This is a genomic window from Staphylococcus pettenkoferi, from assembly GCF_002902685.1.
In the GTDB taxonomy this organism is placed as follows: domain Bacteria; phylum Bacillota; class Bacilli; order Staphylococcales; family Staphylococcaceae; genus Staphylococcus; species Staphylococcus pettenkoferi.
Genome location: NZ_PPRN01000043.1, coordinates 26,106 through 51,763 on the forward strand (window position 1 = coordinate 26,106; position 25,658 = coordinate 51,763).

At 39.7% G+C, this 25,658-nt stretch carries 22 protein-coding genes; 20 read left to right on the forward strand and 2 right to left on the reverse strand.

Translation table 11 applies throughout. The features are described 5' to 3' along the window. Positions 1 to 130: 130 nt before the first annotated feature. Positions 131 to 1,219 carry a glycosyl hydrolase family 28-related protein gene (locus CD126_RS08310; protein WP_049406439.1) on the forward strand — a complete coding sequence of 363 codons (1,089 nt, stop codon included), beginning with the start codon at positions 131 to 133 and terminating at the stop codon, positions 1,217 to 1,219. Between the two features lie 83 nt (positions 1,220 to 1,302). On the opposite strand, the gene CD126_RS08315 is transcribed toward CD126_RS08310, so the two are convergent. Continuing rightward, a complete protein-coding gene (locus CD126_RS08315) occupies positions 1,303 to 2,370 on the reverse strand; it encodes a nitric oxide synthase oxygenase (protein WP_049406438.1) in 1,068 nt (355 codons plus the stop codon). 172 nt (positions 2,371 to 2,542) lie between these two features. On the opposite strand from CD126_RS08315, the gene CD126_RS08320 reads away from it, so the two are divergent. The 19 genes from CD126_RS08320 to dinB all read left to right on the forward strand — a co-directional run bounded on the left by CD126_RS08320 (position 2,543) and on the right by dinB (position 24,894). Beyond that, the gene (locus CD126_RS08320) at positions 2,543 to 4,012 is read left to right on the forward strand and encodes a nicotinate phosphoribosyltransferase (protein ID WP_103370306.1); all 1,470 of its coding nucleotides are present in this window, start codon (positions 2,543 to 2,545) and stop codon (positions 4,010 to 4,012) included. Then, positions 4,005 to 4,826 carry an ammonia-dependent NAD(+) synthetase gene (nadE, locus tag CD126_RS08325; protein WP_103370307.1) on the forward strand — a complete coding sequence of 274 codons (822 nt, stop codon included), beginning with the start codon at positions 4,005 to 4,007 and terminating at the stop codon, positions 4,824 to 4,826. The genes CD126_RS08320 and nadE overlap by 8 nt, the downstream gene beginning before the upstream one ends. 90 nt (positions 4,827 to 4,916) lie before the next feature. After that, a complete protein-coding gene (locus tag CD126_RS08330) occupies positions 4,917 to 5,528 on the forward strand; it encodes a DUF2179 domain-containing protein (protein ID WP_049406431.1) in 612 nt (203 codons plus the stop codon). Then, complete coding sequence (locus CD126_RS08335; protein WP_002472951.1) at positions 5,494 to 5,682, forward strand: NETI motif-containing protein; 189 nt, start codon at positions 5,494 to 5,496, stop codon at positions 5,680 to 5,682. The genes CD126_RS08330 and CD126_RS08335 overlap by 35 nt, the downstream gene beginning before the upstream one ends. Positions 5,683 to 6,047: 365 nt before the next feature. Next, positions 6,048 to 7,343 (forward strand): adenylosuccinate lyase, encoded by a 1,296-nt coding sequence (gene purB / locus CD126_RS08340; protein WP_049406429.1) that lies wholly within the window; start codon positions 6,048 to 6,050, stop codon positions 7,341 to 7,343. 103 nt (positions 7,344 to 7,446) lie between these two features. Next, positions 7,447 to 7,749, forward strand: a complete 303-nt coding sequence (locus CD126_RS08345; RefSeq protein WP_002472958.1) for a YerC/YecD family TrpR-related protein — start codon at positions 7,447 to 7,449, stop codon at positions 7,747 to 7,749. Between the two features lie 128 nt (positions 7,750 to 7,877). Further along, positions 7,878 to 8,573 carry a heptaprenylglyceryl phosphate synthase gene (pcrB, locus tag CD126_RS08350; RefSeq protein WP_049406426.1) on the forward strand — a complete coding sequence of 232 codons (696 nt, stop codon included), beginning with the start codon at positions 7,878 to 7,880 and terminating at the stop codon, positions 8,571 to 8,573. Beyond that, positions 8,570 to 10,774 (forward strand): DNA helicase PcrA, encoded by a 2,205-nt coding sequence (gene pcrA / locus CD126_RS08355; protein WP_049406425.1) that lies wholly within the window; start codon positions 8,570 to 8,572, stop codon positions 10,772 to 10,774. The genes pcrB and pcrA overlap by 4 nt, the downstream gene beginning before the upstream one ends. A gap of 3 nt (positions 10,775 to 10,777) precedes the next feature. Next, positions 10,778 to 12,781 carry an NAD-dependent DNA ligase LigA gene (ligA, locus tag CD126_RS08360; protein ID WP_049406423.1) on the forward strand — a complete coding sequence of 668 codons (2,004 nt, stop codon included), beginning with the start codon at positions 10,778 to 10,780 and terminating at the stop codon, positions 12,779 to 12,781. A gap of 12 nt (positions 12,782 to 12,793) precedes the next feature. After that, the gene (locus CD126_RS08365; RefSeq protein WP_002472964.1) at positions 12,794 to 14,008 is read left to right on the forward strand and encodes a CamS family sex pheromone protein; all 1,215 of its coding nucleotides are present in this window, start codon (positions 12,794 to 12,796) and stop codon (positions 14,006 to 14,008) included. A 186-nt stretch (positions 14,009 to 14,194) separates the two neighbouring features. Beyond that, the gene (locus CD126_RS08370; RefSeq protein ID WP_103370308.1) at positions 14,195 to 14,944 is read left to right on the forward strand and encodes an ABC transporter ATP-binding protein; all 750 of its coding nucleotides are present in this window, start codon (positions 14,195 to 14,197) and stop codon (positions 14,942 to 14,944) included. Between the two features lie 3 nt (positions 14,945 to 14,947). Next, on the forward strand, positions 14,948 to 16,909 hold the full coding sequence (locus CD126_RS08375) for an ABC transporter permease (RefSeq protein ID WP_103370309.1): 1,962 nt from the start codon (positions 14,948 to 14,950) through the stop codon (positions 16,907 to 16,909). 239 nt (positions 16,910 to 17,148) lie between these two features. Next, complete coding sequence (gatC, locus tag CD126_RS08380) at positions 17,149 to 17,451, forward strand: Asp-tRNA(Asn)/Glu-tRNA(Gln) amidotransferase subunit GatC (protein WP_002472957.1); 303 nt, start codon at positions 17,149 to 17,151, stop codon at positions 17,449 to 17,451. Between the two features lies 1 nt (position 17,452). After that, positions 17,453 to 18,910 carry an Asp-tRNA(Asn)/Glu-tRNA(Gln) amidotransferase subunit GatA gene (gene gatA, locus CD126_RS08385; protein ID WP_049406419.1) on the forward strand — a complete coding sequence of 486 codons (1,458 nt, stop codon included), beginning with the start codon at positions 17,453 to 17,455 and terminating at the stop codon, positions 18,908 to 18,910. An 11-nt stretch (positions 18,911 to 18,921) separates the two neighbouring features. After that, a complete protein-coding gene (gatB, locus tag CD126_RS08390; RefSeq protein WP_103370310.1) occupies positions 18,922 to 20,349 on the forward strand; it encodes an Asp-tRNA(Asn)/Glu-tRNA(Gln) amidotransferase subunit GatB in 1,428 nt (475 codons plus the stop codon). A gap of 226 nt (positions 20,350 to 20,575) precedes the next feature. Further along, positions 20,576 to 21,493, forward strand: a complete 918-nt coding sequence (locus tag CD126_RS08395; RefSeq protein ID WP_049406418.1) for a diacylglycerol kinase — start codon at positions 20,576 to 20,578, stop codon at positions 21,491 to 21,493. Between the two features lie 172 nt (positions 21,494 to 21,665). After that, a complete protein-coding gene (rlmD, locus tag CD126_RS08400; RefSeq protein ID WP_049406415.1) occupies positions 21,666 to 23,030 on the forward strand; it encodes a 23S rRNA (uracil(1939)-C(5))-methyltransferase RlmD in 1,365 nt (454 codons plus the stop codon). 100 nt (positions 23,031 to 23,130) lie between these two features. After that, complete coding sequence (locus tag CD126_RS08405) at positions 23,131 to 23,664, forward strand: DUF3267 domain-containing protein (protein ID WP_049406413.1); 534 nt, start codon at positions 23,131 to 23,133, stop codon at positions 23,662 to 23,664. Positions 23,665 to 23,823: 159 nt separating this feature from the next. Continuing rightward, on the forward strand, positions 23,824 to 24,894 hold the full coding sequence (gene dinB, locus CD126_RS08410) for a DNA polymerase IV (RefSeq protein WP_049406411.1): 1,071 nt from the start codon (positions 23,824 to 23,826) through the stop codon (positions 24,892 to 24,894). Positions 24,895 to 24,921: 27 nt separating this feature from the next. Here dinB and CD126_RS08415 read toward each other — a convergent pair whose 3' ends face one another. Then, entirely contained in the window at positions 24,922 to 25,482 is a 561-nt protein-coding gene (locus CD126_RS08415; RefSeq protein WP_186311602.1) for a 3'-5' exonuclease, read from the reverse strand. Positions 25,483 to 25,658: the final 176 nt, after the last annotated feature.

Here is a 25,658-nt window from a genome sequence, read left to right on the forward strand (position 1 = left end):
GCTCAACAATTACGAGTGAAGTGAGCAGGTTTCATAAAGGCTTCAAATCTCCCGTGTTCACCGTGTTTGTGAGCTGTGTAAAAGGGTTATAAAGTAATGCTAATGATTTTACAAAAGGGGAAACAGGTTCATGATGATTAATGTTCGACAATTTGGAGTGAAAGGACACAATAAACTATTTGATACTATTGGCTTTCAACGTGCGCTAAACTACGCACGCAAGCATCCGGAAGTGACAATCTATGTACCGAAAGGGGTCTATCATATTGCGAAAGCACTCGTCATATACGAAGGTACGACACTTCAAATGGATGAAGAAGCAGTATTACAGCGTCATAGTAAAGATGCGTTGATGAAGAATGGTAAAGGCTACAAAATCTATCATGGTTACGAAGGTAACGGGCATATTCACATTTCTGGCGGTACGTTCGATATGAATGGTGCACGTTATCCTTACAATAATACGGCGCTCTGTGTTGGGCATGCGCGTGATATTCAGCTCAAGCACGTAACGTTTAAAGATATTGTGGGCGGTCATGCCATTGATGCATGCGGTTTAGACGGCTTATACATCGGTCATTGCGACTTTAAAGGGTTTACGGACGATAACGGCGATCGCTGGTTCTCTGAAGCGGTGCAACTCGACATTCAAGTACCAGGTGCTTTTCCTAAATTCTCAACGTGGGATGGCACAATTACGAAGAATGTCGTCATTGAACACTGCTATTTCGGCAATTCTGATACACTAGGTATGCGACCTTGGCATCGTGCTATCGGTTCTCACGCGAGTCGGTATAACAAGTTCTACCAAAACATCCATATTCGTCATAATTACTTTGATCATTTGCAAGCCTATGCTGTAACGCTTTTAAAGAATAAGGATACGTACGTGCATCACAATTACTTCGACCACTGTCGAGGTGGCATTCGCTATTTAGGTGAGAATAATAAAGGTAAAAATGCTGCGGATATGACCGGCCAAGTACGTGAAGCGCAGTCAGGTCAGAATTTGAATATCTTTGATAACGTGTTTATCGGTGCGATGAAAGATCCGGCGATATTGATTAAAAGTTATCAGAACGCGCAACATGATGGCGTACTCATCGCAGATAATCAATTTGAAGAAGCTGACAATCAACGCTTATATTTAAAAGGAGTTCAAAGACTACAACTCGATGTTCCAGAAGCATGTTCAGTAAAAACAGTTAACATCAACTAAAAAAGCTGTTACATATAAAGGTTTGCGCACTTGATAGAGGCAAATATCCAGTATAAGCAACAGCTCACATCTCATTCAGGTTATCAGCTATGAATCGGGCAACCTGAATGGGATTTTTTCTTGTAATGGAAGTTAGGGTCTCGCATTTCATTAGAATAACCATGGTGGTAATTTCGTGTTAAAGTTGGTGATAATGGTGGCGCTAACCAAGACCATTTACCAGTTACATCACGGTCGCGTTTGTGCTCATTCCGTTCAAACGTTTCAAATTGTTTTGCAGCTGTTAAATGGTCGACCATCGAAACACCATGGGCTCTGAATGAGTGATAGACGGCATAATTAAGTTCAACTAAGGCGCGGTCTTTGTTGAAATTTGTATTTTTTAAATCACCCAACTCGAAAGCATGCGCGACTTTCTCTAATAAATTATAGCGGTAACTATCTGTAAAATTACGCACACCGATTTCCGTTACCATGTACCAACCGTTGAACGGCACAGTAGGATAGGTAATACCGCCGATCTTCAAGTCCATGCTCGAAATAATAGGTATCGCATACCAACGCAAATTTAAGTCTTCTAGCTTAGGGTACTGAGGGTGAGAGATTGGCACTTCTTTAATAATTTCTGATGGATACTCGTGATATTTCACTTTGCCTCCAGGCATTTGATAGATGAGCGGCAAGATATCAAAGTCTGTATGTGGACCTTGCCAACCTAAATGCTCGGCAAGTTGCGTGACTTCACGTTCCATAGGGTCACCACAATCGTCATAACCGGCGTATCGAATCAGTTGATTGTTATAAATACGTGGTGGGTGGTCAGGATGATAGATCGTTATGTACGGTTTGATCTTACCATTATTCGTCGCTTGTACGATGTGGTCTTCAATTGACTGGATAAATGATGTTTCTTCAGCAATATCGCGTGCATCGACAACATTCAAACCATTCCAATGAGCACGTCCGATACAGCGATTGGAATTGCGCCACGCTACCTTTGCGCCATATGTTAGTTCTTCAGAGGTCTGCCAATATGTGCCCGTCTTTTGAATTTCTGCATAAATTTGTTCTAAACGTCGCGTCATTTCTTGTCTATCTTTACCCAGCTCGTGATACATGAGCTCGATGAAATCTTTCGCTTCTTTATACATATGAACACCTCACGTCTATTATATGATGTTTGATTGAGAAATCCTTGTGTTTTGATAACTGTTCATTTAAAAGTCATAAATCACGCTTTTATAAGAAAAGTGAACGTCTTTGAGTGATTAGCCTCATGCGATTTGTTAAACTAATGAAAAAAGAACGATTGGAGAGATAGAAGTGGGACGTTTTAAAGATGATACGCTCGTCTTACATAATGACTTGTATCAAATTAATATGGCTGAGACGTATTGGAACGATGGGATCCATGAGCGTAAAGCGGTATTTGATTTATATTTTAGAGAGATGCCTTTTAACAGTGGCTATGCCGTTTTTAACGGTTTGAAACGTGTCATTGATTATATTAAAAATTTTCACTTTTCAGAAGCCGATATCGATTATTTAAAATCTATCGGTTATCAAGATGACTTTTTAGATTATTTGAGAACGCTCCGTTTTACAGGTAATATCCGTGCGATGCGTGAAGGGGAATTATGTTTCGGCAATGAACCTTTACTACGTGTAGAAGCGCCATTAATTCAAGCGCAACTCGTTGAAACGATGTTGCTCAATATCGTGAACTTCCAAACCCTCATCACAACGAAAGCAAGTCGTATTCGTCAGGCTGCACATGAGGACAAACTAATGGAATTTGGTACCCGCCGTGGCCAAGAAGTCGACGCAGCACTTTGGGGTGCGCGCGCGGCATATATTGGTGGCTTTGACGCAACAAGTAATGTACGTGCGGGTAAAGTCTTCGATATTCCGGTTTCAGGTACGCATGCCCATGCTATGGTTCAGACGTATGGCGATGAGGTTGTGGCTTTCCGCAAATACGCTGAACGTCATAAAGACTGTGTGTTCCTCGTCGATACGTTCCACACATTGAAATCTGGCGTTCCTAATGCGATTAAAGTGGCGAAAGAGTTAGGAGATTCTATTAACTTTATCGGCATCCGCTTAGATTCAGGTGACATTGCTTATTTATCCAAAGAGGCACGTAAAATGCTCGACGAAGCTGGTTTTACTGATGCAAGCATCGTAGCTTCCAACGATTTAGATGAAAGTACGATTACGAGTTTGAAATCACAAGGTGCGAAAGTGGATTCTTGGGGTGTCGGAACGAAACTCATCACTGGCTATGACCAACCAGCTTTAGGTGCAGTGTACAAACTGGTCGCTGTTGAAGATGAGCATGGTGACTACGTAGACCGTATTAAGTTGTCTAATAATGCTGAAAAGGTAACGACCCCAGGTAAGAAGAATGTTTATCGTATTATTAATAAGAAAACAAATAAAGCGGAAGGGGATTATATTACACTAGCAGACGAAGATCCAAGAGCAGAAACACCATTAAAACTCTTCCATCCTGTGCATACGTACAAGATGAAATTTATTAAATCATTTGAAGCGAGAGATTTACATGAAGATATCTTCGTTGATGGCGAGCTTGTCTACGATTTACCTGATGAAGATGCGGCGCGTGCTTATTTAACAACCAACCTCGCATTATTATGGGAAGAGAATAAACGTCTCTTAAATCCACAAGAATACCCTGTCGATTTAAGTTCTCAATGTTGGCATAATAAACATGAACGCATTTATGAAGTGACGCAACACGTCAAAGAAATGGAGGAAGACCATGAGTGATATTCAATCTATCATTGTGAGAGAAATGAAAGTAAAGCCTCAAATTGACAGTCAAGAGGAAACAGAATCCATTTTACAATTTATAAAAAACTACGTTCAATCTCACGAATTTATTCAAAGTCTCGTTTTAGGTATATCAGGCGGCCAAGATTCGACGCTTGCTGGAAAATTGTGTCAGATGGCTGTAGAGTCATTACGTGAAGAGGGACGTGAGTGTGAATTTATCGCGGTGAAACTTCCATACGGTCAACAGAAAGATGCCGACGAGGTAGAGGACGCATTAGAATATATCCAACCTGATCGCACGATTACAGTGAATATTAAGCCTGCAGTGGATCAGAGTGTCGCTTCGTTGAAAGAAGCGGGAATTGAATTGACGGATTTCCAACGGGGTAACGAGAAGGCGAGAGAGCGCATGAAAGTCCAGTTCTCTATTGCCTCAAATACGTCGGGCATCGTTATCGGCACGGATCATTCAGCAGAGAATGTCACTGGTTTCTTCACTAAGTACGGTGATGGCGCTGCGGATATCGCGCCGCTCTACGGTTTAGATAAAAGACAAGGCAAGCAATTACTCCAATATCTCGACGCACCACAACATCTTTATGATAAAGTGCCTACTGCTGATTTAGAGGATGATAAACCACAATTGCCTGACGAAGAAGCATTAGGGGTCACTTATCAAGATATCGATGACTATTTAGAAGGCAAGCAAGTCCCTTGTGAAGCGAAAGCGAAGATCGAACAACATTATGTTCGTAATGCGCATAAACGTGAACTGGCCTACACGAGATATACGTGGCCAAAAAATTAATCAAAGACAAGTCATTCTGAGTGACAGAGAAACTTTCTAATTGGTAAAATGAGCTAAATTTATTTAACGAGAAGAAAGGAACATGCCCTCATGTCATTCATCAGTTCCAATCCTTGGCTCATGGTTGCTGCCATATTTGTCATTAACGTCTGCTATGTCACATTTCTTACGATGAGAACGATTCTAACTTTAAAAGGCTATCGCTATATGGCTGCAATTGTTAGCTTTTTAGAAGTGCTCGTGTACGTCGTGGGACTTGGACTCGTCATGTCTAGCTTAGATCAAATTCAGAATATCATCGCCTATGCGTTAGGTTTCTCTGTTGGTATCATTGTTGGGATGAAGATTGAAGAAAAGCTCGCTCTAGGTTATACTGTCATCAACGTAACGTCAGCTGAACACGAATTAGATTTGCCACGTCAATTAAGAGATGTGGGTTATGGTGTCACACATTACACAGCATATGGTCGTGATGGTGCACGTATCGTCATGCAAATCTTAACGCCGAGACGTTACGAAGCTAAGTTGATCGAAACGGTGAAGCAGATTGATGCGAAAGCGTTTGTCATCGCTTATGAACCACGTACAATTCACGGTGGATTCTGGGCTCGTGGCGTTCGCAGCCGTAAGATTAAACAATACGATACGGATGAAGTGGAAAGTATTTATGAAGAAGCAACAGAAGTTCAAAGTAGAGGATAATGAAACAATTCAAGATTGTTTAGCCCGTATGCGTGAAGCAGGCTATATGCCGGTGAAACGCTTTGAGAAACCCGTTTATCAAGAACAACCTGATGGCTCAATTGAAGTATTAAGACAAGAGATTCAATTTGTTGGTAAACGCATAGAAGAATAATTTTTGAGTTGAAGCGTGGAGGTTATTGTTGGTTTAACTAAGCAATGACTTCTGCGCTTTTTTGGTTCTTTAGTGGTGAGATGAAGTAACGAAATGAAATAATTGAGATATGATTCACATAGAGGTTGTAAACTTAAATTTATTCAAAACGGATAGAATGAATGCTGTTGAGGATGCTCTGATTTGACTTTCTACTTACAATTAACCAGAAAAATCTCAGACATTTCACAAAAGCCTTATACATTTACGATGATTTTTGGTAAACTAGAGTTGAAAGGTTCAAAGACGAACTATAATTATTGATTGTAAGTAAATATACATATTTTAACTGTAAAAATATTAAAACAAAGATAGGAGTTAATGTCATGATTGAACGTTATTCTAGAGAAGAAATGTCTCGTATTTGGACAGACCAAAATCGCTATGAAGCATGGTTAGAGGTAGAAATCTTAGCATGTGAAGCATGGAGTAAGCTCGGTTATATTCCGAAAGAAGATGTAGAGAAGATTCGTCAAAATGCCAAAGTAGACGTAGATAGAGCGAAAGAAATTGAAGAACAAACACGTCACGACGTAGTTGCATTCACGCGCCAAGTATCTGAAACACTCGGTGAAGAACGTAAATGGGTACACTACGGTTTAACTTCAACAGACGTAGTAGATACAGCATTGAGCTATGTAGTTAAACAAGCAAACGACATCATCGAGAAAGATTTAGAACGTTTCATCGAAGTGCTCGCTGAAAAAGCGAAAAAATACAAATACACATTAATGATGGGGCGTACACACGGTGTGCATGCAGAACCGACAACTTTCGGTGTGAAGATGGCACTATGGTATGCCGAAATGAAACGTAACTTTGAACGTTTCAAACGCGTGCGTGAGGAAATTGAAGTCGGCAAGATGAGTGGGGCTGTAGGTACATTTGCGAACATCCCACCAGAAATTGAAGCGCATGTTTGTAAAGAACTTGGCCTAGATTGTGCGCCTGTGTCAACGCAAACTTTACAACGTGATCGTCATGCTTATTACATTGCGACATTATCACTTATCAGCACTTCTTTAGAAAAATTTGCTGTAGAAGTTCGTAACTTACAAAAAACGGAAACACGCGAAGTAGAAGAAGCGTTTGCGAAAGGCCAAAAAGGTTCATCAGCGATGCCACATAAACGTAACCCTGTAGGTTCTGAGAACATCACTGGTATCTCTCGTGTCATCCGCGGTTATATCACTACAGCTTATGAGAACGTTCCACTTTGGCATGAACGTGATATTTCTCACTCATCTGCTGAGCGTGTGATGTTACCAGACGTAACAATCGCATTAGACTATGCGTTAAACCGTTTTACAAACATCATCGATCGTTTAACAGTTTACGAAGACAACATGAAAGAGAATATCAACAAGACATTTGGTCTCGTATTCTCTCAACGTGTGCTACTTGCGTTAATCAACAAAGGTATGGTGCGTGAAGAGGCGTATGACACTGTACAACCGAAAGCGATGGAGTCTTGGCAAACAAAGACACCATTTAGAGAGTTAGTTGAACAAGATAGTAAGATTACAGATTTACTTTCTAAAGAAGATTTAGATGAATGCTTCAACCCTGAACATCACTTGAATCAAGTGGATACGATCTTCCAACGTGCTGGTTTAGAATAAGATTTCTAGATTGAGTTAGTTGATATTTAACGTAAAAATGTTTACACTTTAACGTGTTAGTCCGTTAAATTGTTAAATATCATAAAACAGGGGTTGTTTCATAATGCAAATAGATAAGATTAAGGGCCAAGCACTTAATGAATTATTTGATGCGATCTTAACTTTAGAGAACCGTGAAGAATGTTACCAATTCTTCGATGATTTGTGTACGGTCAATGAATTGCAATCACTTTCACAACGACTTCAAGTTGCGAAGATGATTAAGCAAGGATACACATACGCGACGATTGAAGAAGAATCTGGTGCGTCTACCGCAACGATTTCTCGAGTTAAACGCTCGTTACAATGGGGCAACGATGCATATACAATGATCCTCGACAGAATGGATATCGAAACGATAGAATAGCGTACGAAGTAAGGGCTGAGACACCTATGAGTTTCAGCCCTTTATTATGTGTAGAAAGGATAGCAACGACTTAGAAACGTGGGTTGAAAAATGCTATAATGCAATGTATGTGAAAAGGAGAAATGACTATGTACGACATTACGAAATGGCAACATATATTTAAATTAGATCCCGCTAAGGAAATCAGCGATGATGATTTAGAAGCGGTTTGTATGTCGAATACGGACGCGATTATGATAGGTGGCACAGACAATGTTACAGAAGACAATGTCATCCATCTCATGAGTCGTGTACGTCGCTATCCACTACCACTAGTGTTAGAAATTTCTAATGTAGAAAGTGTTATGCCTGGGTTCGATTTCTATTTCGTTCCAACAGTATTGAATAGCACAAACGTTACATATCATAACGGCATCTTGCTCGAAGCTATGAAACAATTTGGTCACGTCATCGATTTCGATGAAGTGGTCTTCGAAGGCTATGTCGTGATGAACGAAGAGAGCAAAGTAGCTACGAAGACAGAAGCCAACACAGATCTCTCACTGGAGGACATCGAAGCGTATGCGCGTATGATCAACAATATGTACAAGTTGCCGGTAATGTACTTAGAATATAGCGGTACATATGGCGATGTTGAAGAAGTTAAGATGGCGAGTGAGATGCTAACAGAAACGCAATTATTTTACGGTGGCGGTATCTCAAGTTTAGAGAAAGCACGAGAGATGGCCGAGTTTGCAGACACGATTATCGTCGGAGATATTATTTATCAAGATATTAAAAAAGCTTTAAAAACTGTCAAAGTAAAGGAGTCACGTCATAAATGAATCCATTAGTAGCGAAGATGAACGATGAACAAAGCCAAGCGGTGCGTACTACTGAAGGCCCGCTCTTAATAATGGCTGGCGCAGGGTCAGGTAAGACACGCGTGTTGACGCATCGCATTGCGTATTTACTCGATGAAAAAGATGTTTCACCTTACAACATTTTAGCGATTACATTTACTAATAAAGCAGCGCGTGAGATGAAAGAACGTGTGGAACAGCTCGTGGGTGAAGAAGCACAAGTGATTTGGATGTCTACGTTCCACTCAATGTGTGTGCGTATATTACGACGCGATGCCGACCGTATCGGTATTGAACGTAACTTCACTATTCTTGATCCTACTGACCAGAAATCAGTGATTAAAGATGTCTTGAAGACTGAGAATATCGACAGTAAGAAGTTTGAACCGCGTATGTTTATGGGCGCAATTAGTAATTTGAAGAATGAGCTTAAAACGCCTGAAGATGCTCAAAAAGAAGCATCTGATTACATGGAACAAATGGTAGCTACAGTGTATAAAGGCTATCAACGTCAGCTCTTTAGAAACGAAGCGCTCGACTTTGATGATCTTATTATGACGACGATCCATTTATTCGAACGTGTGCCTGAAGTATTAGAGTATTATCAAAATAAATTCCAATACATTCACGTCGATGAGTATCAAGATACCAACAAAGCACAATATACACTCGTTAATATGCTTGCGAAGAAGTTCAAAAATCTATGTGTCGTAGGGGATTCCGACCAATCTATTTACGGTTGGCGCGGCGCGGATATTCAAAATATCTTGTCATTTGAAAAAGATTATCCAGAAGCTAAGACGATTTACCTCGAACAAAACTATCGTTCAACGAAGACGATTCTTAACGCTGCCAATGAAGTGATTAAGAATAACACTGAGCGTAAACCTAAAGGATTATGGACAGCGAACGTTGAAGGCGAAAAGATTCATTACTATGAAGCGACAACTGAAAAAGATGAAACAGAATACGTCGTGAAAGAAATCATGAAACAACGTAAAAAAGGTAAAGATTATAAAGATATGGCGATTCTTTACCGTACTAACGCACAATCTCGTGTGCTCGAGGAATCATTCATGAAATCGAATATTCCTTATGTAATGGTCGGCGGTCAAAAATTCTACGACCGTAAAGAAATTAAAGATTTACTCAGTTATTTACGTGTAATTGCAAATAGCAACGATGACATTAGCTTGCAACGTATTATCAACGTGCCTAAACGAGGCATTGGTCCTTCATCTGTTGAAAAAATTCAAAAGTATGCACAACAAAGTGACATTAGTATGTTTGATGCCTTAGCTGAAGTCGACTTCATTGGTTTATCGAAAAAAGTCACACAAGAATGTATTCATTTCTACGATATGATTAACAATCTCATTAAAGAACAAGAGTTCCTAGAAATCAGTGAAATTGTAGAAGAAGTGCTCACTAAATCGGGCTATCGTGAAATGTTGGAAAAAGCACAAACAATTGAGTCTCGTAGCCGTTTAGAGAACATCGATGAATTTATGTCTGTGCCGACAAACTACGAAGAAGAGACACCACTTGAAGAACAATCACTTATCAATTTCTTAACTGATCTGTCGCTCGTAGCAGATATTGATGAAGCGGAAATTGAAAATGGTGTGACACTCATGACAATGCATTCTGCGAAAGGTCTTGAATTCCCAATTGTCTTTATCATGGGCATGGAAGAATCGATCTTCCCTCATATTCGTGCGATTAAGAGTGATGATGATCACGAAATGCAAGAGGAACGTCGTATTGCTTATGTAGCGATAACACGAGCAGAGGAAGAACTTTATATGACCCATGCGACGTCTCGTATGTTGTATGGTCGCTCTCAATCTAATATGGTTTCTCGTTTTATCAATGAAATTCCAGAAGGTTTATTAGATGTAGAGAAGAAAGATCAACTCTATGGCAGTGGAAGCAAATTCCACTCTGCGACGAAACAACCTAAAAAACGTGGTTTTAGTAAACGTACCGTATCCCCACGTAAGAAACAGGTCGCTACGGATTGGAACGTCGGAGATAAAGTTGTGCATAAATCATGGGGCGAGGGTATGGTAAGTAATGTGAGCGAGAAGAATGGTTCGGTTGAACTTGATATTATCTTTAAATCTGCAGGACCGAAACGACTCCTTGCTCAGTTTGCACCTATTGAGAAGAAGGAGGACTAAAGCGTGAGTCAATTACAAGAACGTGTGGAGAAGTTACACGAATTATTAAATCAATATAGTTATGAGTATTATGTCCAAGATAATCCTTCCGTACCCGACAGTGAGTACGACAAACTATTGCGTGAGCTCATTGATATAGAGGAAGCACATCCAGAGTTTCGTTCTCCTGATTCTCCAACTGTTCGTGTTGGGGGTCAGGCGCAATCTACCTTTGAAAAGGTTAATCATGATACGCCGATGCTCAGTTTAGGTAATGCGTTTAACGAAGAAGAATTACATAAATTTGATCAGCGTATTCGTGAGCAGGTTGGTCAAGTTGAATATATGTGTGAATTGAAGATTGACGGCTTAGCTGTCTCTTTAAAATATGAGAATGGCCGCTTCGTTCAAGGCTTAACCCGTGGCGATGGTACGACAGGTGAAGATATTACTGAGAATTTGAGAACGATTCATGCGATTCCGTTAAAAATCAAGGAGCCGTTGACTTTCGAAGTTCGAGGGGAAGCTTACATGCCACGTCAGTCTTTTTTATCACTTAATGAAGAAAAAGAGGCTAAAGGTGAACAACCTTTCGCAAACCCACGAAATGCGGCGGCAGGTTCATTGCGACAACTCGATTCTAAACTCGCTGCGAAACGTAAGCTCAGTGTCTTCCTCTATAGTGTGAATGACTTTACGCACTTTAACGCAGAAACGCAAAGTGAGGCGTTAGACGAACTCGATCAACTCGGTTACAAGACAAACCAAGAACGTCAACGCGTGGATAATATTGATGAAGTCTTAGCATATATTGAAAAATGGACAGAGCATCGTGAAGAATTGCCATATGACATCGACGGTATTGTAATTAAGGTGAATAATTTAGAACAACAACAAGAGATGGGATTCACTCAGAAATCACCACGCTGGGCTATTGCGTATAAATTCCCAGCCGAAGAGGTTGTGACGACACTAACAGATATCGAGCTTAGTATCGGTCGTACAGGTGTGGTAACGCCAACTGCGATATTAGAACCCGTCAGAGTAGCAGGAACGACTGTATCGCGTGCGTCACTACACAATGAAGATCTCATTCATGAGAAAGACATTCGTATCGGTGACAGTGTCGTGATTAAGAAAGCGGGCGATATCATTCCAGAAGTGATTAAACCGATTCTTGATCGCCGTCCAGAAGGTACAGAAACTTATCATATGCCAACGCACTGTCCAAATTGTGGTCATGAGCTCGTGCGTATCGAGGGAGAAGTCGCGTTGCGTTGTATCAATCCGAAATGTCAGGCGCAGCTCGTTGAAGGTTTAATCCATTTCGTCTCTCGCCAAGCGATGAATATTGATGGTTTAGGTGAGAAGATTATTCATCAGCTTTACGAACACAACATAATTCGTGATATCGCCGACATTTATTATCTCACTGAAGAAGACTTATTACCTTTAGAGCGTATGGGCGCGAAGAAAGTTGAGAATTTACTCGAAGCGATTGAGCGCTCTAAGGCCAATTCACTCGAGCATTTACTCTTCGGTTTAGGCATTCGTCATCTCGGTGTTAAAGCGAGTCAAGTTCTAGCTGAGAAATATGGTTCGATTGACCAGTTATTCCATGTCACTGAAGATGAGTTAATGGAAATTCCAGATTTTGGCCACAAATTAGCACAGTCTGTCGTCACTTATCTGGAAAATGATGATATTATTGCTTTAATTAATAAATTAAAAGACAAAGATGTTAATATGGACTATAAAGGTGTCAAACGCACTGAGGTCGACGGTCATCCTGATTTTAAAGATAAAACTATCGTACTGACTGGTAAGTTGCATCAAATGACGCGTAAAGAAGCATCTAATTGGCTTGAGCTTCAAGGCGCTAAAGTGACAAGTAGTGTGACGAAAAAGACAGATTTAGTTATCGCAGGTGAAGATGCCGGTTCAAAACTCGACAAAGCGAAGAAATTCGATACACCTATTTGGTCTGAAGAAGACTTTGTAAATAAGCAAAATGAAATAGAGGGTTAGAGGAGATTGAGCATGAAAAGAACATTCATATTACTAATCTCAGCAGTGGTCATGCTTTCTGCTTGTGGTCAAGATAGTGATCACAAGAAAGAAGAAGGCAATAAAGAAGAACAGAGTAGTAAGAAAGATTCAAGTTCAGTAAAGCAGAAGGCAACGGATAAGGACGTGCAAGGTAATGACTACCGAACGATCTTGCCTTTTAAAGAAAGTCAAGCACGTGGTCTACTGCAAGATAACATGGCAAATAGCTATAACGGTCAAGACTTTGAAAGCGGCTTACTGGATTTGAGTAAGGAAGTCTTTCCGACTGATAAATATCTCTATCAAGATGGTCAATATTTAGATAAAGATACAGTAAACGCTTATCTAGACCCTAAGTATACGAAAGATGAAATCAAGAAGATGGACAAAGATGAGCGTAAAGAGAAGAAAGCGGATGAGAATTTAGGTTTGAATCCGTCTCATGAAGGTGAGAAAGATCCTGAGAAGATTGCTGAACACTCACCAGCCTATCTCTCTAACATCCTCGAACAAGACTTCTATGATAGTGGTGATACGAAAGGTAAGCACATCAAGGGCATGACGATTGGTCTTGCGATGAATAGTAAATATTACTATCAGAAAGAGAAGAACGGTGAAACGTATAGTAAGAAACTAGATTCGGATGAAGTGAAGAAACAAGGGAAGCAGATGGCAGGCGAAATCTTAACACGGTTGCGTGAGAATAAGGAATTGAAAGATATTCCTATTCACTTCGCGATTTATAAACAATCTGGTGAGAACGCCATCACACCAGGTGAATTTATGGCAGGTACGACTGTGGACGAAGGTAAGACGCGCATTAACGAGTGGAAAGATATCGACCAAACAACAGCATTGCTCCCTTCAGAAACGGCTGCTGATAAAGATGAACGCCTGAATAATAACTTTAAGCAGTTTAATGATAATCTACAATCTTATTTCAACAACTTCACACAAGCAGTAGGTACAGTGAAGTTTAATAAGAAATCACCACAACAGCTTTCTATCGACGTGCCAATTGATTATTACGGTAAGGCCGAAACGATTGGTATTACACAATATGTGACTGAGCAAGCGAAGAAATACTTCGATAACGTTGACGAGTATGAAATTCACATCAAGGATGGTAATAATCCGCAAGCGTTAATTAGTAAAAGTAAAGATGATGACGAGCCTCAAGTTCATATTTATAAAAATAGTAATTAACTTAAGTTAAGTCAGAGAGTATCGTGCTCTCTGGCTTTTTGTATTGGGTAAAAAGTGGTTTGGTAGGGTCCTACGAGTAAAATTGAACCTTACAATATTGAAAGATTGAATGAATCGAGGAGTTATTTCTTATATCATTAAAGGAAGTAAAGGAGAACCTAGAAATAAGAAAAGGAGGATCTGCACATGTTACTGCAAATACAAAATGTCAAGAAGACTTATGGTAGGGGTAACAATCAAGTTACAGCACTCAAAGATATGAACATTTCGATTGAAGAAGGAGAGTTTGTAGCCATTATGGGTGAATCAGGTTCTGGCAAATCGACATTACTTAATCTTATTGCGACTTTCGATAAAGAGACGGCAGGATCGATTATTTTAGATGGTCAACAAACGAGTCACTTAAAAAGTAAAGACATAGCGAGATTTAGACGCAATCAACTTGGGTTTGTCTTCCAAGATTTTAATGTATTACATACGATGAACAATAAAGATAATATTCTGTTGCCGCTCGTCTTGTCAGATGAAAAGGTCAGTGTGATGAATGCGCGTCTTCAAGAAGTCACAAATGGACTAGGCATTGAAGATATAATAAACAAATATCCTTACGAAGTCTCAGGAGGTCAGCAACAACGTGTAGCCATCGGACGTGCATTGATTAGTCGACCTCGATTATTGTTAGCCGATGAACCTACAGGCGCGCTTGATTCTAAAACCTCAGCGAATATTATGAATATCTTTAGAGACATTAATAATGAAGGGCAGACGGTCTTAATGGTCACACACTCTAACACAGATGCTTCTTATGCGAATCGTGTGTTATTCATCAAAGACGGTGTGCTTTATCACGAGATTTATCGCGGTGAGGAATCGCAAAGTGAATTTCAGAAGCGAATAGCTGATAGTTTAGCGATGATTAATGGAAGCGGGGTATAACTGATGACCTTTCGATTAATGTGGAAGCTCGCAATGCGTAACTTCGTCTCGCTACGGCGAATCATCTTTCCCTTTGTGATCTCAATGGCGATGATGTTCGCAATGCAATATATACTCTTTTCGCTTTTTAACAATGAATTTCTAGAGAAGAGAAGTGATACGACGAAGTTAATCTCAGTTGCAGGTGATTTCTTCGTCTCACTTCTTCTTATTATCTTTATACTTTATGCCAATCGTTTCGTAATGAAACAGCGTAAGAAAGAATTTGCGCTCAATATTATTTTAGGAATGGAGAAGAAACATCTCCGTTTAATCCTATTGATTGAAAGCATTGTAGAATATATCGTCACTGCAGTGTTAAGTATCATCGGGGGTTATTTGTTCGGACTATTATTGTTTGTCTTACTCAATAAACTCACTGAGAATAAGCACTTTACGACGATGGATTATCCGTTCGATGTACGAGCGATGTTGATTACTATTATCGCTTTAGCTGTGGTAATGCTCGTTCTGTTTATCATTAACAATGTCCAAATTTCTTTGCAATCACCATTAGGTTTATTACAAAGTGGTAAAAAGGTGGAGAAACAAAGGTCGAAGTGGGTTTTAGGTATAATTGGCTTTATTGGAGTAATACTCGTTATCATTGCTTATAGTTGCGCTTTGATGATTAATCCATTTTTAAATGAATATCATTTACTTGGGTTCTTGTGTGCCTTAGCCAGTGTCATATTAGGAACTTACTTGCTATTTATGTCCTGCAGCGTGCTCGTGCTTAGGGCCTTAAAAAGTATTCCTAGCATTTACTATCAAAAGGTGAATTTCTTTTCAATTTCAGGTTTACTTTCTCGCATGAAAGTCAACGCGGTAAGTTTAGCGAGCATTACTTTGTTATGTACATTCTTAGTCGTGACATTATCCTTGTCTTTAACAACTTATCGAGGCATCCAAAAAACGATCGTAAGCTTGCCTTCAGAAGATTACACGATAACGCAACTTGATGATAGTTCGTATGACAAACAAGTGAAGTCAAATGAGAAGATTATTCAAGATTTACGTCAATACACGAAGATTAAAGATATTAAAAATGTTAAAGAAACGACGATGATGGCCAAGGAAGATAAAGGGGAGATTCGAGAAAAAGGATCAGGCTCTGGAATAATAATGTTGAACTTGAAAACAGAAAAAGATTTCAATAGAGAAAACCATGAACACCTTCATTTAAAAAAAGGTGAAATAGGTATAGGTAGTAGTCTCGAGGAGATCGAAAAGTCTAAGCATTTAAAGTTATTAGGACATACGTTTCGGACGCGACATTTAAATGAGGATCACATTGATGGAGCAGGTGCACTTTCTTATGCGTACATTGTCGTTAAAGATCAAGATGTACTCAATAAAGTAACGCAACATGTCACAGATGATAACGCGTTAACTACGAATGCTGAAGCCAGATTTAATGTCAATAACTCACAAGCCATTGAACCGCATAAAGAAGACTTAGAAGATAAATATCAAGTTCAAATAGAAAGTAAGAAGGAAAGAAGTTCGCTTATGATTGATGTGTTTGGTGGATTTGTGTTCTTGGGAACGATTGTTAGTATTACTTTACTTATTGGTATATTCCTAATGATGTACTACAAACAGGTTTCTGAAGGATTTGAAGATCATCGGAACTATCAAATTATGAAAAAAGTGGGTCTTGATAAACCGCTTATCAAACGAATTATTCGTAAGCAAATTATATGGATCTTTGCTTTACCTATAGGTGTGACCATAGTACATTCGTTAGTCGCTAGTAAAATGGCATATCGTTTACTTGGTTCGTTAATGAAGATTAACTATAAGGATTATTTAGTGTCGAATCTCATTATTTTAGTGTTGGTTACTCTCATTTATGGCTTTATATATTTGATTACATCAAGTACTTATTTTAATACGATTTATCATGGTAGAAAGGACGACTAAATCGCTTTAAGTGTTACGATCGCCCGTAGACGCATATTTAAAGATGTATCTGCGGGTTTCTTTGTGGTTCAAAGCTGATAAACTAATTAAGTCTAAATAAGAACAATTCAGGAATCATTTTAGGCATCTTGTATGCTATTCAACTTCAAAGCTATGAGTATGCGTCTGCTTATAGATTTTCTCTATTAATTTTGATACAATTTTGTAATGAATGAGTAATTAAGGAGGCTTTTAAACTAATGGCAAGAGTGACACGTGATGAGGTTAAGCATATTGCGAACTTAGCTCGACTTCAAATTACTGAAGATGAAACAACTGAAATGCAAGAATCTTTAGAGAGTATTCTAAACTTTGCTAATCAAATAGATGAAGCGAACACTGAAGATGTTGAACCTACTTACCACGTATTAGACTTACAGAATGTCTTACGTGAAGATAAAGCGCAAGAGGGCATTCCTCAAGAGCTTGCATTGAAGAATGCGAAAGAAACAGAAGATGGACAATTCAAAGTACCATCAGTCATGAACGGGGAGGATGCGTAAGATGACGATTCGTTATGAGTCTGTAGAGAATTTAATTAACATGATTCACAACAAAGAGATTAAACCATCTCAAGTAGTCAGTGATATCTATGATGCGATTGAAGAAACTGACGCTACCATCAAATCTTTCTTAGCTTTAGATAAAGAGAATGCGATGAAGAAAGCTGAAGAGCTCGACGCATTACAAGAGAAAGACCAAATGGAAGGTTTACTCTTTGGTATTCCAATGGGTATTAAAGACAATATTATCACTGAAGGTGTTGAAACAACTTGTGCAAGTAAGATGTTAGAAGGTTTCGTACCGATCTATGAATCTACTGTAATGAACAAATTGCACAATGAGAACGCTGTATTAATCGGTAAACTCAATATGGATGAGTTTGCGATGGGTGGTTCTACTGAAACATCTTACTTCAAGAAGACACTTAACCCATTTGACCACGATGCTGTACCAGGCGGATCATCAGGTGGTTCTGCTGCAGCTGTAGCGGCTGGCCTCGTACCATTTAGTTTAGGTTCAGATACAGGTGGTTCTATCCGTCAACCAGCAGCGTACTGTGGTATTGTGGGTCTTAAACCTACATACGGTCGTGTTTCTCGTTTCGGTTTAGTTGCCTTTGCTTCTTCATTAGACCAGATTGGACCGTTAACTCGTAACGTGAAAGACAATGCCTTAGTATTACAAGCAATCTCAGGTGTAGACGAACATGATTCAACAAGTGCGCCTGTCGATGATGTTGATTTCACTTCTGAAATTGGACAAGACATTAAAGGTATGAAGATTGCATTACCTAAAGAATATTTAGGTGAAGGTGTCGAAGAAGAAACGAAAAAACTTGTGAAGAAAGCAGTTGAAACGTTAAGAGAACTCGGTGCAACTGTAGATGAAGTTTCACTTCCAAATACGAAATTTGGTATTCCATCATACTATTTACTCGCTTCTTCAGAGGCGTCAGCAAACTTAGCACGCTTTGATGGTATCCGTTACGGTTATCATTCACCAGAAGCTAAGACTTTAGAAGAACTTTACAAATTCTCAAGAAGTGAAGGTTTCGGTAAAGAGGTTAAACGTCGTATCTACTTAGGTACATTCGCGTTAAGCTCAGGTTACTATGATGCCTTTTACAAAAAAGCGCAAAAGGTTAGAACGTTAATCAAACAAGACTTCGAACGTATCTTTAATGACTATGATGTCGTTGTAGGACCAACAACACCAGGACCTGCGTTCAACATTGGTGAAGAGATTGACGATCCACTAACAATGTATGCAAACGACTTACTCACTACACCAGTGAATCTTGCTGGTCTTCCAGGTATTTCTCTACCTTGTGGCAAGTCTAAAGGTCGTCCAGTTGGTTTACAATTTATCGGTAAACCATTCGATGAGAAGACGCTTTACCGTGTTGCATACCAATACGAAACACAATTCAATTTACATGATGAATATGAACAATTATAAGGAGTGGAATTATGCATTTTGAAACAGTTATCGGACTTGAAGTCCACGTAGAATTAAAGACAGATTCTAAAATGTTCTCTCCATCACCTGCGCATTTCGGTGCAGAACCGAACTCTAATACGAATGTCATTGATTTAGCTTATCCTGGTGTGTTACCTGTTGTGAATAGACGCGCAGTAGATTGGGCGATGAGAGCGTCAATGGCGTTAAACATGGACATTGCTACTGAATCTAAATTTGACCGTAAAAACTATTTTTACCCAGATAATCCGAAAGCGTACCAAATCTCACAATTTGATCAACCTATTGGTGAGAATGGTCACATCGATATCGAAGTAGATGGCGAGACACGTCGCATCGGTATCACACGTTTACACATGGAAGAAGATGCTGGTAAGTCTACACACAAAGAGGGCTACTCACTTGTAGACTTAAACCGTCAAGGTACGCCTTTAATTGAGATCGTATCTGAACCAGATATTCGTTCACCACAAGAGGCTTATGCTTATTTAGAGAAATTACGTTCTATCATCCAATACACTGGCGTATCTGACTGTAAGATGGAAGAAGGTTCACTACGTTGTGACGCCAACATTTCATTACGTCCTTATGGCCAAGAAGAATTTGGTGTGAAGACAGAGTTGAAGAACTTGAACTCCTTCAACTACGTGCGTAAAGGTCTTGAATACGAAGAAAAACGTCAAGAAGAGGAATTATTGAATGGTGGCGAAATTCTTCAAGAAACACGTCGTTTCGATGAATCTACTGGTAAGACGATTCTAATGCGTGTCAAAGAAGGTTCTGATGACTACCGTTACTTCCCAGAACCAGATATCGTACCACTCTACGTTGACGAAGAATGGAAAGAACGTGTACGTCAAACGATTCCTGAATTACCAGATGCACGTAAAAAGAAATATGTTGAAGAGTACGAACTACCAGCATATGATGCGCACGTCTTAACACTAACGAAAGAAATGTCCGATTTCTTCGAAGGTGCTGTCGCAAATGGCGCTGATATCAAATTAACTTCTAACTGGCTTATGGGTGGCGTAAACGAGTACCTCAACAAACATCAAGTTGAGTTACAAGATACGAAGTTAACGCCTGAGAACTTAGCTGGTATGATTAAATTAATTGAAGACGGTACGATGAGCAGTAAGATCGCTAAGAAAGTCTTCCCAGAGTTAGCTGCAAACGGTGGCGACGCTAAGCAAATTATGGCAGATAAAGGCTTAGTTCAAATCTCTGATGAGGATACGTTGAAACAATACGTTAACGAAGCGTTAGACAATAACCCTCAATCCGTTGAAGACTACAAGAACGGTAAAGGTAAAGCGATGGGTTACTTAGTAGGTCAAATCATGAAAGCGTCTAAAGGTCAAGCTAACCCTCAAATCGTTAACAAATTATTGAAACAAGAATTAGATAATCGTTAATAAATGATTGTGACTGTCGATAGAGTGAAACGCTTTATCGGCAGTTTTTCTGTTGCTGAGAGTAAAATGACTTCGGGCGTTTTGTCATACTTTTAAAAAGCAATATGTCTGAAAATAAATTCACATCCAAGATAACATCAGCTTCCGCACGAAAATCTAAATACTTTGAAGAATAGTATATATCCTTTAATATAGAATATGAGTATATAAAATCGAGGTTGAAATTATGAGAAAACGAGCGAGAATAATATATAACCCCACATCAGGTAAGGAGATGTTTAAACGCGCTCTACCTGATGTACTCATCAAGCTTGAGAAGGCAGGATACGAAACGAGCGCTTATGCGACAGAGCGTTCTGGAGATGCGACGAAAGAAGCTGAACGTGCTTTAGAACAAGAATATGACTTGCTCATCGTAGCGGGTGGTGACGGCACGTTAAACGAGGTCGTGAATGGGATAGCTGAACAACCTAATCGCCCGAAACTAGGCATTATCCCAATGGGTACAGTCAATGACTTCGGTCGTGCCTTACATTTACCATCTAATATCATGAAAGCCGTTGATGTCATCGTTAATGGTCACACGACACAAGTGGATATCGGTAAGATGAATAGCCGTTACTTTATCAACTTAGCGGCAGGTGGTAAACTCACTGAGGTATCTTATGAGACGCCAAGTAAGTTGAAATCGATTGTCGGACCATTCGCGTATTATATTAAAGGTTTCGAGATGCTACCTCAGATGAAAGCCGTCGATATTCGAATAGAGTATGATGGTGAGATCTTCCAAGGCGAAGCGTTACTCTTCCTTCTTGGATTGACGAACTCTATGGCTGGCTTTGAGAAGTTGGTTCCGGATGCTAAGTTAGATGACGGTTATTTTACACTTATTATTGTTGAAAAAGCCAACCTAGCTGAATTGGGTCATATTATGACACTTGCATCACGCGGTGAACATACGAAACATCCGAAAGTCATTTATAAAAAAGCGAAATCAGTAAGTATTTCTTCGTTTGCGAATATGCAACTCAATGTGGATGGGGAATACGGGGGTAAATTACCAGGAAACTTCTTGAATTTAGAAAGACATATTGAAGTGTTTACGCCCAACGATATTCACAATGAAGAATTAACACACTCGTAAGGTCTGTATCACAAGTAATGTGGAATATTGTGCGTGTTGCTTAAAGAATGGCTATATTGGCAATACGGGTTCAATATATAGAGCAAGACAAAGGTTTGTCTTGCTTCTTCAATTCACGAGGTTAGGCAGTTGAGTCAGTACCTAACCTCTTTTCATGTGGAGTGAGAGTAAGATGATAGATATTAAGAAGAATGATATAAAGACAGGCACAGTTCAAGATTTGACGCATGAAGGTCACGGTGTAGTGAAGATTGACCGCTATCCTATCTTCGTACCCTATGCGCTTATCGATGAAGAGATTGAATACAAGATTATTAAGGTAAAGAAGAACTTTGCGATAGGGAAGTTACAGCAAGTGAATGTCGCGAGTGAGTCACGCGTAGAGCCGCCTTGCGTGTACTATCACAAGTGTGGTGGGTGCCAACTTCAACATATGGATTATCAAGCGCAACTTGCTATGAAGAAAGAGCAAGTCGTTAACTTGTTCCACCGTAAAGGGAACTTTGCGGATACACCTATCCGAGATGTCATCGGTATGGAAGACCCTTGGTATTATCGCAATAAATCTCAATTACCAGTAGGGCAAAACAAAGATGGGCATGTGAAGATGGGTTTCTTTAGACAACGTAGCCACGATATCATAGATATGGAAGAATGCTTGATTCAGCACCCTTCACAGAATGAGATTATGGTGGCATTGAAACAATGGTTCGATGAGCTTGGTGTAAGCGTATATGATGAACGAAGTAAGCGTGGTCTCATGCGTCATGTGGTAATTCGAAGCGGGTATTATACAGATCAACTCATGGTGATCTTCGTGACGAATGGTAAAAAGTTTAAACAACGCAATACGCTCGTTCAGCGCTTGACCTCTCAATTTCCTCAAATCATGAGTATCAAACAGAATATTAACACCTCTCATTCCAACGTAATTATGGGTAAAAAATCGATACTACTATATGGCGCAGAACAAATCGATGACCGTTTATCGGATGTAGAATTTAAAATTAGTGATCAATCCTTTTATCAAATTAACGCTTCCCAAACGGAAAAACTGTATCAGAAAGCGCTTGATTATGCTGATTTACAAGGTGAAGAAGTCGTACTAGATACGTATTGCGGTATCGGAACGATCGGTCTCTATATGGCGCCTAAAGCTAAACATGTGTATGGCGTAGAAGTGATACCTGATGCTATCGAGGATGCCCGTCTTAATGCGACTCGAAATGGATTCAACAATACGACTTTTGTCCCTGGTAAAGCGGAAGAAGTTATTCTAAAATGGAAAGAGCAAGGTATTCGTCCTGATGTAGTCATGGTGGATCCGCCGCGTAAAGGTTGTGATGAGCGCTTTATTCAAACGCTGCGTGAACTTCAACCTAAGAAGATTATTTATATTTCTTGTAATCCGGCGACACAACAACGTGATGTGACGCAACTCAAGGACTTATATGATCTCGTAGAAATTACGCCCGTAGATATGTTTCCACAAACGACGCATGTTGAGACGGTAGCGCAATTGGTGCGCAAATTTTAGAAAGACATTCTCTACAGTAGTTTGTAATTGAGCGTGTAGTGTACACACATCGCTATGAAGCTCACACTGTTGATATTATATAGATTTGGGAGGACGAGCAGTGGTCAAACTTAATTTCTTTAATAATAAAAAGTCTATCGAGCGCTTTATTCTCTTACAAGTTATCGTGGTGATGATGAGCATTCTCATTTGTTATAAAGGTGCGCATTTATTCACTCATGTACATGAAGAGAACTTTATCTTAAATATACTTTACGGCTTACTAGGCGCTGCTCTTATGGTTGTCGTTCATGAAGCGATGCACTTTGTCCTCTATAAAGCCTTTGCGAAAAAGGGGAAACCACAAATTCGCCAACGCTTTGGAATTATTACAAGCTATGTGCCGGATAAAGTATTTAAGAAGTGGGAATATATCACGATTATGATTGCGCCATTGGTAGTCATCACTTTAGGTTTATTCGTCGTTTTCGTCTTCTTCTCTTATTCAGCACTTATCTTTATCGCAAGCATCCACGTAGGCTATTGCCTCGTCGATATGTATTTCGTTGCGAGTGCATGGAATAAGCATGTAAAGTATGTGGAAGATAGTAGTGATGGCGTTATCTTTTACACGAAGGAAGATAAAGTGAAATAAATTTAAACGCTGCATATAAATATAACAACTTTCAGTTCCGATCACTGTGTCTGACGGTCATTTTAGTTACAATATAACTAAATGGCATAGGCGCGTATCGGAGCTTTTCTTGTGGCTACAGAAATGACTAAGACTAACATTAGCAAGGAGGTGAGTCATGTGGCAGAACGACGAATAATCCATATAGATATGGATTATTTTTACGCACAAGTAGAGATGAGAGACAATCCAGATTTGAAGGGTAAGCCGGTTATCGTAGGTGGTAAAGCGAGCGGGCGAGGTGTCGTTTCTACAGCATCCTATGAGGCCCGTAAATATGGTGTGCATTCTGCTATGCCCATGGCTCAAGCTCACAAATTGTGTCCTGACGGTTACTATGTGACACCTCGCTTTGATAAATATCGTGAAGCTTCACAACAAATTATGGCAATCTTTCGCAGTTATACCGAAATTGTGGAACCTTTGTCTTTGGATGAGGCATATTTAGATATTACGCATTTAGTCCGTCCTGATTTACCGGCTTCTCGAATCGCAGAGTTTATCCGTCGAGATATTTACGAGCAAACACAACTAACCGCTTCCGCAGGTGTCTCTTATAACAAATTTTTAGCTAAACTAGCGAGTGGGATGAATAAACCCAATAATCTTACCGTCATTGATTATAATAATGTCCATGAGATATTGATGAATTTAGATATCGGTGGCTTTCGAGGCGTAGGCCCGACGACAGAAGAGAAGATGCATGCGAACGGTATTTACACAGGTAAAGATTTGTATGATAAAAGTGAGAGAGAATTGATACGACTCTTTGGCAAGAAAGGGCATGGCTTATACAATAAAGCACGTGGTATTGACGAAAGTCCAGTCAAATCTGAGCGTATTCGCAAATCAGTAGGCACAGAAAGAACCTTTGCGACAGATATGAATGACGACGATCAGGTATTGAATAAGATTTGGGAGCTCAGCACGAAGACAGCAGAACGACTCTCTCGAATTCAGAAGTCAGGGAAGACAGTGACTGTGAAAATTAAAACCTATCGTTTTGAGACCTTTTCCAAACAGAGAAGTTTAAGAGACCCGATTCGCAATGAAACAGATATTTATAACATTGCGTATGAGTTGTATACCGATTTGAAAGATCCTGAAGTGCCGATTAGACTTGTTGGAGTGACAGTCGGCAATTTGGAACAATCGACGTATGAGAATATGAGTATTTATGATTTCTTATAGTAAGGCAGGTAGGGCAGACGTACCAGTTTAATAGTCCTTATCAGTCAGCTGTTTCCCATAAACTTGAAGCATATGATCTAAGCTGTCATAGTGTTTCAGCAGTCGAAATGTAATCATCGCACATGCTTTCGCATCGTTTAAAGCGTCGTGGTGGCCGTGGAAATCAAGACGATAGAAATCCATCATATGTTTCAAACCATAACGATAGTTGTCGACGGTACGACGTGCGAGCTGGCAGGAACAGAAATAGGTCATCTGTGGCGTCGGGATATTCTGCGCTTTCAAACTTGCATGAAGAACCGACATATCAAATGCTGCATTGTGTGCGACGACCGGTAAGTTGTCGATAAATTTGAGCATGTATGGGAAGACCTCATCAAAGGTAGGCGCGTCTGTCACTTGTTCAGGTTGGATGCCATGTACTGCAATATTAGTTTTAGAGAAATAATCTTTGGGATTTACGAGTGTGTAAAAACTTTCTACAATTTGATGCTTAACGACTTTCACCATACCGACGGAACAAACACTCGTACGTTTACCGTTTGCGGTTTCAAAGTCTAAAGCGACAAATGCATTGTCTGAATTCACCTTTGTACCTCCTTTACGTAAACAGTTATGCACTGAATTTAATCCTTTCGACATGATGAGTCAAGCGATAAATCTGTGGGAGCAAGACAGACTAGGCTTCATAAAAGCGGAAGCCTTTATGAAGTCAGACAGCTACTGCATAATTACTTATTTAGACCAAATAGTATTCAAATCTT

Coding starts and splice junctions, on each gene's coding strand:
- CD126_RS08310 (WP_049406439.1), top strand. CDS start 131: ATGATGATTAATGTTCGACAATTTGGAGTGAAAGGACACAATAAACTA.
- CD126_RS08315 (WP_049406438.1), bottom strand. CDS start 2,370: ATGTATAAAGAAGCGAAAGATTTCATCGAGCTCATGTATCACGAGCTG.
- nadE (WP_103370307.1), top strand. CDS start 4,005: ATGAGTGATATTCAATCTATCATTGTGAGAGAAATGAAAGTAAAGCCT.
- CD126_RS08330 (WP_049406431.1), top strand. CDS start 4,917: ATGTCATTCATCAGTTCCAATCCTTGGCTCATGGTTGCTGCCATATTT.
- CD126_RS08335 (WP_002472951.1), top strand. CDS start 5,494: ATGAAGAAGCAACAGAAGTTCAAAGTAGAGGATAATGAAACAATTCAA.
- purB (WP_049406429.1), top strand. CDS start 6,048: ATGATTGAACGTTATTCTAGAGAAGAAATGTCTCGTATTTGGACAGAC.
- CD126_RS08345 (WP_002472958.1), top strand. CDS start 7,447: ATGCAAATAGATAAGATTAAGGGCCAAGCACTTAATGAATTATTTGAT.
- pcrB (WP_049406426.1), top strand. CDS start 7,878: ATGTACGACATTACGAAATGGCAACATATATTTAAATTAGATCCCGCT.
- pcrA (WP_049406425.1), top strand. CDS start 8,570: ATGAATCCATTAGTAGCGAAGATGAACGATGAACAAAGCCAAGCGGTG.
- CD126_RS08365 (WP_002472964.1), top strand. CDS start 12,794: ATGAAAAGAACATTCATATTACTAATCTCAGCAGTGGTCATGCTTTCT.
- CD126_RS08370 (WP_103370308.1), top strand. CDS start 14,195: ATGTTACTGCAAATACAAAATGTCAAGAAGACTTATGGTAGGGGTAAC.
- CD126_RS08375 (WP_103370309.1), top strand. CDS start 14,948: ATGACCTTTCGATTAATGTGGAAGCTCGCAATGCGTAACTTCGTCTCG.
- gatC (WP_002472957.1), top strand. CDS start 17,149: ATGGCAAGAGTGACACGTGATGAGGTTAAGCATATTGCGAACTTAGCT.
- gatA (WP_049406419.1), top strand. CDS start 17,453: ATGACGATTCGTTATGAGTCTGTAGAGAATTTAATTAACATGATTCAC.
- gatB (WP_103370310.1), top strand. CDS start 18,922: ATGCATTTTGAAACAGTTATCGGACTTGAAGTCCACGTAGAATTAAAG.
- CD126_RS08395 (WP_049406418.1), top strand. CDS start 20,576: ATGAGAAAACGAGCGAGAATAATATATAACCCCACATCAGGTAAGGAG.
- rlmD (WP_049406415.1), top strand. CDS start 21,666: ATGATAGATATTAAGAAGAATGATATAAAGACAGGCACAGTTCAAGAT.